Origin of the sequence: Flavobacterium sp. 1355 (assembly GCF_017833415.1) — a bacterium.
Lineage (GTDB): Bacteria > Bacteroidota > Bacteroidia > Flavobacteriales > Flavobacteriaceae > Flavobacterium.
Window position 1 is genome coordinate 22,316 of the sequence record NZ_JAFICC010000010.1, and the last position, 13,039, is coordinate 35,354.

Annotated in this window: 16 protein-coding genes and 1 riboswitch; of the genes, 12 read left to right on the forward strand and 4 right to left on the reverse strand. The window is 34.8% G+C overall.

Annotated features, from left to right (window positions below; genetic code table 11):
• The first annotated feature begins 1 nt into the window (after position 1).
• From JOD96_RS13735 to JOD96_RS13785, 11 genes are all read left to right on the forward strand, one after another.
• Positions 2-628 carry a hypothetical protein gene (locus tag JOD96_RS13735; RefSeq protein ID WP_209564813.1) on the forward strand — a complete coding sequence of 209 codons (627 nt, stop codon included), beginning with the start codon at positions 2-4 and terminating at the stop codon, positions 626-628.
• Positions 628-1,191, forward strand: coding sequence for a DNA-3-methyladenine glycosylase I (locus tag JOD96_RS13740; RefSeq protein ID WP_209564814.1), 564 nt, complete (start codon positions 628-630; stop codon positions 1,189-1,191). Before JOD96_RS13735 ends, JOD96_RS13740 begins: the two co-directional genes overlap by 1 nt.
• A gap of 88 nt (positions 1,192-1,279) precedes the next feature.
• Positions 1,280-1,376, forward strand: a riboswitch (TPP riboswitch).
• A gap of 67 nt (positions 1,377-1,443) precedes the next feature.
• A complete protein-coding gene (gene thiS / locus JOD96_RS13745; RefSeq protein ID WP_209564815.1) occupies positions 1,444-1,650 on the forward strand; it encodes a sulfur carrier protein ThiS in 207 nt (68 codons plus the stop codon).
• A gap of 128 nt (positions 1,651-1,778) precedes the next feature.
• Positions 1,779-3,605: a phosphomethylpyrimidine synthase ThiC gene (gene thiC / locus JOD96_RS13750; protein WP_209564816.1), complete on the forward strand. Its 1,827-nt coding sequence runs from the start codon at positions 1,779-1,781 to the stop codon at positions 3,603-3,605.
• Positions 3,606-3,627: 22 nt separating this feature from the next.
• Positions 3,628-4,230 (forward strand): thiamine phosphate synthase, encoded by a 603-nt coding sequence (locus JOD96_RS13755; protein ID WP_209564817.1) that lies wholly within the window; start codon positions 3,628-3,630, stop codon positions 4,228-4,230.
• A complete protein-coding gene (locus JOD96_RS13760) occupies positions 4,197-4,949 on the forward strand; it encodes a hydroxymethylpyrimidine/phosphomethylpyrimidine kinase (RefSeq protein ID WP_209564818.1) in 753 nt (250 codons plus the stop codon). Before JOD96_RS13755 ends, JOD96_RS13760 begins: the two co-directional genes overlap by 34 nt.
• Positions 4,942-5,580, forward strand: a complete 639-nt coding sequence (locus JOD96_RS13765) for a thiamine phosphate synthase (protein ID WP_209564819.1) — start codon at positions 4,942-4,944, stop codon at positions 5,578-5,580. Before JOD96_RS13760 ends, JOD96_RS13765 begins: the two co-directional genes overlap by 8 nt.
• Positions 5,561-6,337, forward strand: a complete 777-nt coding sequence (locus tag JOD96_RS13770; RefSeq protein WP_209564820.1) for a thiazole synthase — start codon at positions 5,561-5,563, stop codon at positions 6,335-6,337. The genes JOD96_RS13765 and JOD96_RS13770 overlap by 20 nt, the downstream gene beginning before the upstream one ends.
• Before the next feature lie 140 nt (positions 6,338-6,477).
• Positions 6,478-6,855, forward strand: coding sequence for a GxxExxY protein (locus JOD96_RS13775; RefSeq protein WP_209564821.1), 378 nt, complete (start codon positions 6,478-6,480; stop codon positions 6,853-6,855).
• Positions 6,856-6,895: 40 nt separating this feature from the next.
• Positions 6,896-8,017, forward strand: a complete 1,122-nt coding sequence (gene thiH / locus JOD96_RS13780) for a 2-iminoacetate synthase ThiH (RefSeq protein WP_209564822.1) — start codon at positions 6,896-6,898, stop codon at positions 8,015-8,017.
• A 74-nt stretch (positions 8,018-8,091) separates the two neighbouring features.
• Complete coding sequence (locus JOD96_RS13785) at positions 8,092-8,802, forward strand: HesA/MoeB/ThiF family protein (RefSeq protein WP_209564823.1); 711 nt, start codon at positions 8,092-8,094, stop codon at positions 8,800-8,802.
• Here the strand turns inward: JOD96_RS13785 and JOD96_RS13790 are convergent.
• The 4 genes from JOD96_RS13790 to JOD96_RS13805 form a co-directional block, all read right to left on the reverse strand.
• Positions 8,799-9,593 (reverse strand): MOSC domain-containing protein, encoded by a 795-nt coding sequence (locus tag JOD96_RS13790; protein ID WP_209564824.1) that lies wholly within the window; start codon positions 9,591-9,593, stop codon positions 8,799-8,801. The genes JOD96_RS13785 and JOD96_RS13790 overlap by 4 nt on opposite strands.
• A gap of 1 nt (position 9,594) precedes the next feature.
• On the reverse strand, positions 9,595-10,233 hold the full coding sequence (gene aat / locus JOD96_RS13795; RefSeq protein WP_209564825.1) for a leucyl/phenylalanyl-tRNA--protein transferase: 639 nt from the start codon (positions 10,231-10,233) through the stop codon (positions 9,595-9,597).
• A 163-nt stretch (positions 10,234-10,396) separates the two neighbouring features.
• Entirely contained in the window at positions 10,397-10,768 is a 372-nt protein-coding gene (locus tag JOD96_RS13800) for a DUF3127 domain-containing protein (protein WP_116752848.1), read from the reverse strand.
• A 31-nt stretch (positions 10,769-10,799) separates the two neighbouring features.
• The gene (locus tag JOD96_RS13805; RefSeq protein WP_209564826.1) at positions 10,800-11,675 is read right to left on the reverse strand and encodes a flavin reductase family protein; all 876 of its coding nucleotides are present in this window, start codon (positions 11,673-11,675) and stop codon (positions 10,800-10,802) included.
• 160 nt (positions 11,676-11,835) lie between these two features.
• Here JOD96_RS13805 and JOD96_RS13810 point away from each other — a divergent pair, with 160 nt between their 5' ends.
• Positions 11,836-12,987 carry a sensor histidine kinase gene (locus JOD96_RS13810; protein WP_209564827.1) on the forward strand — a complete coding sequence of 384 codons (1,152 nt, stop codon included), beginning with the start codon at positions 11,836-11,838 and terminating at the stop codon, positions 12,985-12,987.
• The last annotated feature ends 52 nt before the right edge of the window (positions 12,988-13,039 follow it).

Consider the following 13,039-nt stretch of genomic DNA (forward strand, 5'->3'; position numbering starts at 1 on the left):
AATGAAAAAATACAAGAATTATTTTTCTACTCTCTTACTATTCTTTTTTGTAAGCTGTTCTAAAAATGCTAAAAAACAAATAATAGAGGTGAAAGATGGGATTTCAAACAAAATAGAAACCATCTCAAAAAGTACAGTTGAAACTGTAACGGCCTATAAAAACTCCGTTGTAGATAAAATTACTAAGACAGAAATTGTTTCTGAAAATGAAGAAACCAAAAGTGACAGTATTATAGAAAAAGAAACCGTGAATGAAAAATTTTTGGGAATTACTTATTTCAAAAAAATACTGTCTGATTGCAAAACCGGAGAAACTTTAACACAAGAACAACTCATTGAAGATCACAATATTCCTGCAGATGGAATAAAAATAATAAAAAGCATCACTAAGACAGCCGAGGACGAAATTGAAGTGAAATGGAAATCAACCTGGTTTGTAGAAAGAATTTCTGATGCTAAATTTACTGATGCCAAAATGAAACTCAAATTTGAAGCCAATAAGATGTATACTTCCGGTAAAGCAATTGGTATTAAATACAATAAGAAAATTTATACCGACTTAATAATTATCGGAAATAAAGCATATATCCCGTCAGTAAAAGGCTATCACTGGAAAATTGGAAAATAATGGAAAATAAAATACGATGCAGCTGGTGTTCTTCCAGCGATTTATACAAAAAATATCATGATGAAGAATGGGGCATACCAATCTATGATGATGCATCGTTATTTGAATTTTTAATTCTCGAAACTTTCCAGGCAGGACTAAGCTGGATTACTATTTTAAACAAAAGAGAAAATTTCAGAGCTGCTTTTGATTATTTCGATTATAAAAAAATTGCCAATTATCCTGAAGAAAAAATCGAAGAATTATTAGAAAACGCTGGTATTATCAGAAATAAATTAAAAATACGAGCAGCTGTTACAAACGCACAGGCATTCATAAAAGTACAGGAAGAATTTGGCAGTTTTTCAGATTATATCTGGAAATTTACTGGTGGAAAACCTATTGTAAACAATCCAAAAACGTCAAAAGATGTTCCTGCCACTACTCCACTTTCTGATGAAATTAGCAAGGATTTAAAAAAAAGAGGCTTTAAATTTGTCGGTTCTACAGTAGTTTACGCTCATATGCAGGCAACCGGAATGGTTAATGACCATATCGAAGATTGCTGGACAAAAATGAAGTAAACAGTCTCAGTTTTCAGTTTTCAGAAACAGCCAGAAACTTGAAAATTGAATTTTTTTTAAACAACCAACAAAAATTCATTACATTTGCTTCACACTTTAGGGGTGTCTGCAACATGCAGGCTGAGATTTTACCCTCTGAACCTGATCTGGTTAATACTAGCGTAGGGAAAAGTAAGATGACTTCTATGTGCGCGTCTGCGCGTATTTTGCAGCCATTCCTAACGTGTAACTATACACTAAACTTAAAAAGGAATGGAACTAAAAATCAACCAACAAGTAAAACAATTCAATGCTGAATCACTTAGCGTTCAGTCATTGCTCGATCTCGAAATTCCGAATAAACAAAACGGAATCGCTGTTGCAATAAATAATACCGTTATTCCAAAATCTAACTGGAACCAGCAGTTTCTAAAAGAAACCGATGAAATTCTAATCATTTCCGCTACACAAGGAGGTTAATCAATTTAAGACCCCAATACAAAAATTCTAAATTCCTATTAATCGCTAAAGACGGACTACAGTGTGTCTCTGCAAAACTTTACGAAATATTTTCATTAGAATCAAACCTGAAACTAAAAACAAAAACTATGGCTACAGAAGAAAAAGAAATCTCAAGAACCCCATTTCCTAATTCGGAAAAAATATATGTTGATGGAGAAATTCATCCTATTAAAGTGGCTATGCGCCAAATCAAATTAAGTGACACTAAGCTATCAAACGGAGGAATTGAAAAAAATCCGCCAGTAACAGTTTATGACACTTCCGGAGCTTATACAGATCCTAATATTGAAATCGATATTCGAAAAGGATTGCCACGCTTACGCGAAAGTTGGATCCTCGATAGAAATGATGTCGAAATCTTAGATGAAATAACTTCTAGTTATGGACAAACCCGATTGAAAGACGAAAGTTTAAACCATCTTCGATTCGAATATCTGCACCAGCCAAAAAGAGCAAAAAAGGGAGCCAATGTAACGCAGTTATATTATGCTAAACAAGGCATTATTACTCCTGAAATGGAATATATTGCTATTCGTGAAAATCAGCGTATTGATCTTTTGAATGAACAAACTAAAGCGATGCAATGCCAGCATGCCGGCCATAGTTTTGGAGCCAATACGCCAAAAACCAAAATTACTGCAGAATTTGTTCGCTCTGAAGTCGCCTGCGGACGAGCCATTATTCCGAACAATATTAATCATCCCGAAAGCGAACCGATGATAGTCGGACGCAATTTCCTTGTAAAAATTAATGCAAATATTGGCAACAGCGCAGTAACTTCCAGTATAGAAGAAGAAGTAGAAAAAGCCGTTTGGGCCTGTCGTTGGGGAGCAGATACTATTATGGATCTTTCGACAGGAAAAAACATTCATGAAACCAGAGAATGGATTATTCGAAATTCGCCTGTTCCAATTGGTACAGTTCCTATTTATCAGGCATTAGAAAAAGTAAAAGGAATCGCAGAAGACTTAACCTGGGAGATTTTTCGTGATACTCTTATTGAGCAGGCAGAGCAAGGTGTTTCGTACTTTACTATTCATGCCGGAGTTTTATTGAGATATATCCATCTTACTGCAAATCGTGTTACCGGAATTGTTTCCCGTGGCGGATCGATTATGGCAAAATGGTGTTTGTTTCATCATAAGGAGAACTTTTTATACACTCATTTTGAAGAAATCTGCGAAATCATGAAACAGTATGATGTTGCCTTTTCTTTGGGTGATGGCTTGCGTCCGGGTTCCATAGCCGATGCAAATGATGCTGCACAGTTTGCCGAATTGGAAACACTTGGAGAATTAACCAAAATAGCCTGGAAACATGATGTTCAGGTTTTTATTGAAGGCCCTGGGCATGTACCAATGCACATGATTAAAGAAAATATGGACAAACAACTGGAGCATTGCCATGAAGCTCCGTTTTACACTTTAGGTCCATTAACTACTGATATTGCACCGGGTTACGATCATATTACATCGGCAATTGGTGCTGCAATGATTGGCTGGTATGGCTGTGCAATGTTGTGTTATGTAACACCAAAAGAACATTTGGGACTTCCGAATAAAAAAGATGTAAAAGATGGTGTAATCACCTATAAAATTTCGGCACATGCTGCAGATCTGGCAAAAGGTCACCCGGGAGCACAATATCGCGATAACGCATTAAGCAAAGCTCGTTTTGAGTTTCGTTGGGAGGATCAGTTCAACCTGGCTCTTGACCCGGATACTGCCAGAGAATTTCATGATGAAACGCTTCCTGCTGATGGTGCAAAGGTTGCGCATTTCTGTTCAATGTGCGGGCCTAAATTCTGTTCTATGAAAATATCTCAGGAAATCAGGGATGTAGCAGCAGCTGAAAAAGGAATGCAGGAGAAATCAGAAGAGTTTATTGAACAAGGAAAAGAGATTTATATTTAAAAGAGTTTAGAACAGAAAAGATATGATCGTAATTACAAATCCTTCTGCGGTTGCTAATGAAATCAGCATTATTGAATCTTTATTTGAAGAAGGGCTGTCTTTACTTCATATTCGGAAACCTGATTTTTCTGAATTGGAAATGGCATCATTCATTCATCAGATAGATTTAGAATACAGAAGTAAACTTGTCCTGCACAATCATCATATTTTGGCAGACGATTTTGGTATTAACCGGTTTCATTTTTCTGAAAAACAAAGAATTAGTGTAATTCCTATGTCTACAAGGTTTTTAAAACCTTGTAGACATAATTCAACGTCAACACACTCAATAAATGAGTTTAACTCACTCCCAATTGATTTTGAATATGCCTTTTTGAGCCCTGTTTTTAAAAGCATTTCCAAAGAGAATTATCATCCGGCAACAAATCTCTTTGAAGCCTTAAAATTCAGAACAAATTTCAATACAAAAGTTATCGCTTTGGGCGGAATTGACTCGGAAAATATTGCACAAACACTCGAAAATGGCTTCGATGACATCGCTCTTTTAGGAGCCATATGGAATAATGAAAACCCAGTAAAACAATTCAAATTATGTCAAAAAATCGCCCATACGTACTCTCTATAGCCGGTTTAGATCCTTCTGGAGGGGCCGGTGTTCTCGCTGATGCAAAAACATTTGAGCAGCATCTCACGAATGGTTTTGCCATTATAACCGCAAACACTATCCAGACTGAAAATGCGTTTTTTGAAATGGAATGGACAAATTTGAGTTTTGTTATCAGATCCATTGAAACTTTATTTCAAAACTATAAAATCAAGGCTGTTAAAATCGGAATTGTTCCTTCTTTGCATTATCTCAACCGAATTCTTTCTACGATTAAATTAGAATCTCCAAACACAAAAATTGTTTGGGACCCGGTTTTAAAATCGACTACAAATTTTGAATTTTTAACCATAGAAGACAGATTAGACTTAAATAAAGTTATTTCAAAAATTGATTTAATTACACCCAACTACAATGAAATCGAACAATTGTTTCCGGGTTTTATATCAGAAAATCTCTGGATAGAAAATGAAATCAGCACAACAATTCTTTTAAAAGGCGGGCACAACATAGCTGATCCGGGCAAGGATCAGTTATTTCTACAAAATGAAATCATCAATTTGCTTCCTTCTGAAAAAACCTGTTTTGAAAAACATGGTTCCGGTTGTGTGTTATCGTCTGCAATTACTGCCAATTTAGCCCTAAATCAATCTATGACAGAAGCTTGTATGAATGCTAAAAATTACATCGAAAAATACCTGAGTTCAACTTCAAACTTAATCGGATATCATTATGTATAACAAACTGCAATATATTTCTCAAGGAAATACTGTCGAATCACAATTGTACAACATTCATGGGGCACTTGATAATGGATGCAACTGGATTCAGATGCGATTTAAAAACCAAACAGATAAAGATACATTTGCTTTAGCGGAAGCTGTAAAAATTTTATGCGAAAAATACTTAGCCAATTTTATTGTTAATGACAATCTGTATCTCGCTCAGCAACTTGGCTCAGATGGTGTGCATTTGGGTCTTACTGATATGAAAATTGATGAAGCAAGAGCAATTTTAGGCGATACAAAAATCATCGGAGCAACTGCGAATACGTATGAAAACATTGCCTATCATGTCAAAAATGGATGTGATTATATTGGCTTAGGGCCATTTAGATATACTGCTACAAAAGAAAAATTAAGTCCGATTTTAGGATTATCAGGATATTTTGAAATTCTTCAAAAACTAAAAAAAAATAAAATCGATATTCCTGTTTATGCTATTGGAGGAATTACATTAAATGATATAAGTCCGTTAATGGAAACGGGAATTCATGGAATCGCAGTTTCAGGTTTAATTACCAATAGTTTAGAGAAAGAAAAATTAATTACACAACTTAAAGAAAAACTCTATGCAAACGTCACCATTTAATATCGGAGATAAAACATTTGAATCCCGCTTGTTTTTGGGTACCGGGAAATTTGGTTCAAATCAGGAAATGGAAAAAGCAATCCTGGCTTCAGGAAGTGAACTGGTCACTGTTGCCTTAAAACGAATTGACTTGGAAACTGAAACAGATGTTATTTTGTCACATTTAAATCATCCCCGAATTAATTTATTACCTAATACTTCGGGTGCAAGAAATGCAAAAGAAGCTGTGTTTGCAGCTCAGCTTTCGCGTGAAGCGTTAGAAACAAACTGGCTAAAACTGGAAATTCATCCTGATCCTAAATATTTAATGCCAGATCCGATCGAAACTTTAAAAGCAACAGAGGAATTGGCAAAATTGGGATTTATCGTTCTACCTTATATTCATGCCGATCCTGTTTTGTGTAAACATCTGGAAGACGCTGGAACCGCTGCTGTAATGCCTTTGGGGTCGCCAATTGGAAGTAATAAGGGCTTAAAAACGATTGATTTTTTAGAAATTATTATAGAACAAAGCAATGTTCCTGTAATTATAGATGCGGGAATCGGCTCTCCTTCAGATGCTGCTAAAGCTATGGAAATTGGTGCCGATGCTGTTCTTGTAAATACAGCCATTGCTGCTGCAGGAAATCCGGAACTTATGGCTGAAGCTTTTAGAGAAGCTGTAATTGCGGGAAGAAAAGCTTTTGAAGCGAAAATTGCCAATCAGCATAATTATGCTGTAGCTTCCAGTCCTTTGACTTCTTTTCTTTATGACTAATTTTTTTTTCACGCAGATTTTGGAGATTTTGGAGATTCATAAATAATCTTAAAGAAAAATAATATTCATTATCTGAAATCTGCGTGAAAAAACACCATTACGAAAGTAAGAAATTTCGTTATTTTTGAAATAAAAACATTATGTTAGAAAATGAAATTTCATATAAAGTAAGAGGGGCAATATTTAAAGTTTATAACACATTAGGTCCCGGTTTACTTGAATCTATTTATGAAAGCGCTTTATATTATCAATTGCAAAAGGACAATCTTAAAGTCCAAAAACAACTTGAGATTCCGGTAAAATATAATGATACTTATCTGGATATTACATTTAAACTGGACTTATTGGTTGAAGACAAAGTTATTGTTGAATTAAAATCTGTAGAAGAATTAAAACCTGTTCATTACAAACAATTAACAACCTATTTAAAATTAACCAATAAAAAACTTGGTCTATTAGTCAATTTCAACTGTACAAATATTCTGGACAACATTAATCGGGTCGTTAATAAAATTTAATCTGCACAATCAGCTAAATCTGCGTGAAACAAAAAATAAAATGAAAACATTCAAATCTATTTTTGAGCAATATAATTGGGATGCTATTCAATCGAGAATATACCAGACAACAACAAAAGACGTTGAACAGGCCCTGACTAGAACCAAAAGAAATCTTGATGATTTTTTGGCCTTGATTTCGCCTACTGCACAACCCTATTTAGAGCAGATGGCGCAGCAATGTCACGAACTCACAATGAAACGTTTTGGCAAGACGATTCAAATGTATGCGCCCTTGTATTTAAGCAATGAATGCCAAAATATCTGTACCTATTGTGGCTTTAGCCTAGACAATAAAATTAAACGGAAAACACTTTCTGATGCTGAAATAAAACAGGAAGCTGAGGCATTAAAAAACACTGGTTTTGATCATGTTTTATTGGTGACAGGCGAAGCCAATTATACTGTAAATATCAATTATTTTATAAACGCCATTGAGCTTCTCAAAAATCAATTCTCGATTATTTCTGTCGAAGTGCAGCCACTTTCTGCCGAAGAATATCAGCGTTTACATGAAGCCGGGGTTTATTCGGTTTTGGTTTATCAGGAAACCTATCATCAGGAAGTTTACAAAAAATATCATACTAAAGGCAAAAAGTCAAATTTTGATTATCGTCTGGAAACGCCAGACAGAATTGGAACTGCAGGAATTCATAAAATAGGATTAGGTGTTTTATTAGGTTTAGAAGACTGGCGTACAGACAGTTTCTTTAATGCACTTCATATTGATTATCTTCAAAAGAAATACTGGAGAACAAAATACTCAGTTTCTTTTCCCAGATTACGTCCTGCCGAAGGCATTATCGAACCGAATTTTATTATGGATGATAAAGATTTGACACAGCTCATTTGTGCCTATCGTTTGTGGAATGAAGATTTGGAGATTTCGATTTCTACCCGCGAAAATGAAAAATTCAGAAACAATATTATTCCTATTGGTGTTACGAGCATGAGTGCTGGCTCAAAGACAAATCCGGGCGGTTATGTTGTTGACCCACAATCCTTAGAACAATTTGAAATAAGTGATGAACGTTCAGCAGCAGCAATTTCAGCAGTCATAAAGCATGCAGGCTATGAACCTGTTTGGAAAGACTGGGATAAAAGTTTCAGCTTAAAATCCTAATCCTGATAGCTATTGGGAGAAATTCCAAATTCCAGCCTCAATCTAAAATAACAATCTAAAATCTAAATTTCAAAATGACTATTATAAAAGAATTTCTGCGTTATAACAGACAGACCATACTTCCTGAGATTGGAGATGAGGGTCAGGAAAAAATCAAAAATTCAAAAGTACTGGTTATTGGCGCCGGAGGTTTGGGTTGTCCGGTTTTACAATATTTGTCAACTGCCGGGGTTGGGACTATTGGTATTGTTGATTTTGATACTATCGAAATCCATAATCTTCATCGCCAGATATTATATACAGAAAATCAGGTTGGATTTTCTAAAGCTTCAACAGCTAAAAAAGCTCTTGCAAAGTTAAATCCGTTAATAAACATAGTTGCTTTTGAAGAAAAATTAACTGTAGAAAATGCCTCTCTGATAATTGAGGATTTTGACATAATTGTAGATGGTTCAGATAATTTCAAAACCCGTTATTTGGTCAATGATAGCTGTGTAGATTTAAACAAAACACTGATTTACGGAAGTATTCTGAAATTTGAAGGTCAAATTGCTGTTTTTAACCACAACGGAAGTAAAAACCTGCGTGACTTGTTTCCGGAAATGCCTGATCCTAAGGATGTACCAAATTGTAACCTGAACGGTGTTTTAGGAACTTTACCCGGAATTATCGGCAATATGATGGGACATGAAACTTTAAAACTTATAATAGGATTGCCAACTTTAAAAAATGAATTAATTCTTTTTGATACTTTAAACTGGAGTTTTACAAAATTGAATTATTAGAAAGCTACGGTATCCCCAACTTTTACAATACCAGAATTTAAACTGACAATATTAGTCCCGAATAAAACTGAATTATTTACATTCCTGTATTTGCTTAATGTTTTTAAAGGTTCTTTTTTTATGATTCCTTTCTGCGGATCATTATTAACCATAATACATCTGCCACAGGGTTTTATATTTTTAAATTGTACTTCGCCAATTTTAAAAGTATCATACTCATCTTCTTCGTGAGCATTTGTAGTACTAACCACAATGTTGGGACGAAATCTCTTAATGGTGATTTTTTCTTCGAGTTTTTCGTTGAGGAAATCTAAACTTTCTGACCCGATTAATAAATACGGATAACCATCGGCAAGGCTTACATTGAATGTTTCTTTTAGTCTTGAACTTTCATGTTTACGATCGCCAATTTTATTGATTCTGACCAATTTACATTCAAAACCTAAATGTTTGCTAAACCATTCTGAAGTTGATTTACTCACCTCTGTAACTTCTGTTTCATCCTCCCAGACATGACTTTTTATCGGAATATTCAAATCTTCATTTATAGAAAATTCATATTGATGATCTTCAAAACTTATACTGATTTTTCCATCTGAAATCTGCGGATAGAACTGGCTCATTATTGGATATTCCCTTTGGGTAACATGTTTATTTTCGGCATCGATTAACATCCATCGGCGATCATTTTCAAACCCCATTTCTTCGGCTAAAGCTGTTTGGCAGCTTATTCCCGCCAGACTTTTTATCGGATAGATATAAATTTCTTTTACAACATGAATGGTACTCATTTTATTTACTTTTTAAAATAGACATAAATTCCTGGCGGTCAATTTCGCAACATCCCAAACTCTCTAAATGAGGATTATAAACCTGACAATCCAAAAGTTTATAATTTTCTTTTTTTAAATATTGAACCAAAGCAATAAAAGCAACTTTGGATGCATTCGAAACTTTAGAAAACATGCTTTCTCCGCAAAAAACATCTCCTAAATCAATCCCGTATAAACCGCCTACCAAAACCTCATCCTGCCAAACCTCAACAGATTTTGCAATTCCTTGTTCGTGAAGATTGCAATACGCATCAATCATTTCGTTTGAAATCCATGTTCCGTTCTGGCCTTCCCGTTTTATTTTTTGACAATTCGAAATTACATCTTTAAAGTTTTTATTAAAAGTTACTTTAAACATATTTTTATTCAAAACTGCGCGCATACTTTTTGAGATAATCAATTCATCCAAAAACAAAACCATTCTCGGATCCGGTGACCACCAAAGAATGGGCTCTCCTTCATTAAACCATGGAAAAATTCCGCTTTTGTATGCCAGTTGTAAACGTTCAGAACTTAAATCGCCTCCAATGGCAAGAATTCCGTCTTCATCGGCTTCTGAAACTGGTGGAAAAAATAAGTCTTTTGATAAATAATGCATTTTTTTTTAAATTACAATAGAGAAATTCCAGATTCCAACTGCCTGCAAAACCTTTTTCAAAATTTAAAACTTTGGCAAAGGCCTACACAATACAAAAAATTCCAAATCCCAAATTCACGAGAATGAATTGGAATTTGGAATTTATATTTTAGAATTTAAACTCTTAGAACGGTAAATCGTCCGGTTCGTCTTCGTTTAAGTTTGTTGCCGGAGCAAAAGCTTCTGCTGCTGGCATTGGAGGTGTTTGTGAAGGTGCTTCGTTACCTACTCTTTCGATTCTCCAACCTTGAATACTATTAAAATATCTTGTTTCTCCTTGTGGATTAACCCATTCTCTTCCTCTTAAATTGATAGAAACTTTTACTGCCTCTCCTTGCTTATAGCTACTCAATAAATCGCATTTATCTTGTGTAAATTCGATTAAAATGTGTTGTGGGTACTGCTCATCTGTAGTAACAACTAATTCTCTTTTTTTGAATGAGGCACTAACTTGTTGCTCAGGGTTAACCACTTTTACTTTTCCTATAACTTCCATCTTCTTTCTATATTAATTATTTGTTCTATTCTTATTTTTTAGCTAAAAGCACTTTCCAGGCCGACTCAACATCATCGTTATTAAGATATTTTTTGGCTTCAAGATGTATTTTTTCCTGATCATCGGAACTTAAAACTCCTTTTACAGAAAAGTTTTCTTTCACAAATATACTAACTTCTTCTGTTGTGGGCAAGGCTTCTATGTTACCTAATTTTCCGAGGTCATTTCCGTTAAAAACGGGGCTTTCCCTGATAAAATTCGGAATTACATCTACTCCAACACCCAATGTTGTAAGCGGTTTGGGCACTTCAAAAAGTCCTTCGTTTGATCTTGAATACCAGTTACTTCCTAATCTTGAGACCAAATCTATTTTGTGCTGGTCGATTGCTCCGTTTTCATCTAAAACTGATTCGTGTATATGCATTTTTACTACTTCACAAAGAATCAGGTTTCCTGCTCCTCCTTCTGTTCCCAACGGAATAATTTGTGTGATTTTGCACTCAAATTGTACCGGAGATTCTTTTACACGATATGGTTTTACCAAATCTGAAGGAATTTGTGTCAGACCGGCTTTTATAAATTCGTTTACTCCTTCTCCATATTCTGTACTTGCCAATGATGTTTGTTGAACCAAATCGTAATTGACAACATTTATTACCACTTCACCGGTTGCCTGAGCATTAATCAATGTATGCTTTACTGTGTTGTCGCGTACACGCCTTGCAGGTGAAAAAACCAAAATTGGCGGATTAGCGCTAAAAACATTAAAAAAACTAAATGGTGACAAATTGGGAATTCCTTTTTCACTAATTGTACTGGCAAAAGCGATAGGCCGTGGCCCGACAGCACTTTGCAAATAGCCATGTAGTTTTGCTGTTGGTATTTCTTTAGGGTTAATGCTAATCATAGTTCTTCTTTTTAACCAAATCTCATTTTGGCAACTACAAAAGTATAGAAATCGATGAAGCGAAAGAAATAGTTTTAGATTTAAAAACAAAAAATCTTTAGAGTATTACAAAATATTAAATGTGTTTATTTCGTTATATTTATACCTCAAAAATAAATATATGTTTTTTTCTGAAAGAAGAAATACTACACGTTGGATCATCATCAGCATCTCCTTTTTAATCATCTCCCTAATTCTCTGGAACACGTATACATTTTTCCAGATCTTTAAGAATGAGGAGCGGATAAAAATGAAACTTTTGGCAAATGCACAAATCGCATTAATCAATGCTGATGAAAATACAGATCTTGAACTGCCTCTTCAGATTTCAAGCAATAATACTTCTATTCCGGTAATCCTGACGATGTATGATAAGATTCTTACCACCAGAAATGTGCCGGAATCAATTTTACAGGACGAAAAAAAGTCAATGGCTTTTTTGAGAAAACTGCAAAATGAAAATGAGCCTATTGTTTTTGAATATTCTCCCGGAAAATACCAAAAACTGTATTATGGAAATTCGGCATTGCTTAATAAACTCAAATATTATCCTATTGCTTTATTGCTGATTATTTTCTTGTTTGGCGCTTTGATTTATAATTTTTACAAAAGCACCAAAATGGCAACGCAAAATAAACTTTGGGCCGGAATGGCCAAAGAAACTGCACATCAGATAGGTACGCCATTGTCATCATTAATAGGCTGGATTGAAATTTTAAAAACCGAAGAAATTGATCAGTCCATTACAGTAGAAATCGAAAAAGATGTTGATCGCCTGCAGACTATTACGGATCGTTTTTCAAAAATAGGATCTGTTCCTGTTCTGGAAGCCCATGATGTTATTGCTGAGACATACAATACCTATGAGTACCTGCAATCCCGGTTTTCCAAACAAGTTGCCTTTTCTTATCTTGCACCAAAAGACCCGGTTTTGGCTTATATAAATCCGACATTATACAGTTGGACTATAGAAAATTTGGTTAAAAATGCAATTGATGCCATGAAAGGAAAAGGGACTTTGGAACTTAAAATTGAACAGGATTCTAATCACGTGAAAATCACAGTAAAAGACTCCGGTACCGGAATCCCGAAGAATCAATTCAAAACTATTTTTGAACCTGGTTTTACGACCAAAAAACGCGGATGGGGATTGGGACTTTCTTTAACTAAAAGAATTGTCGAGGAATATCATTACGGAAAAATAAAAGTTTTGCATTCTGAATTGGGAAAAGGAACGACTTTTCAGATTCAGTTAAATAAAAAAGTGCAGTAAAATTATTTACTGCACTTTTTATTGCATCTGTTGATTTTTTTTGTCAGGCTGA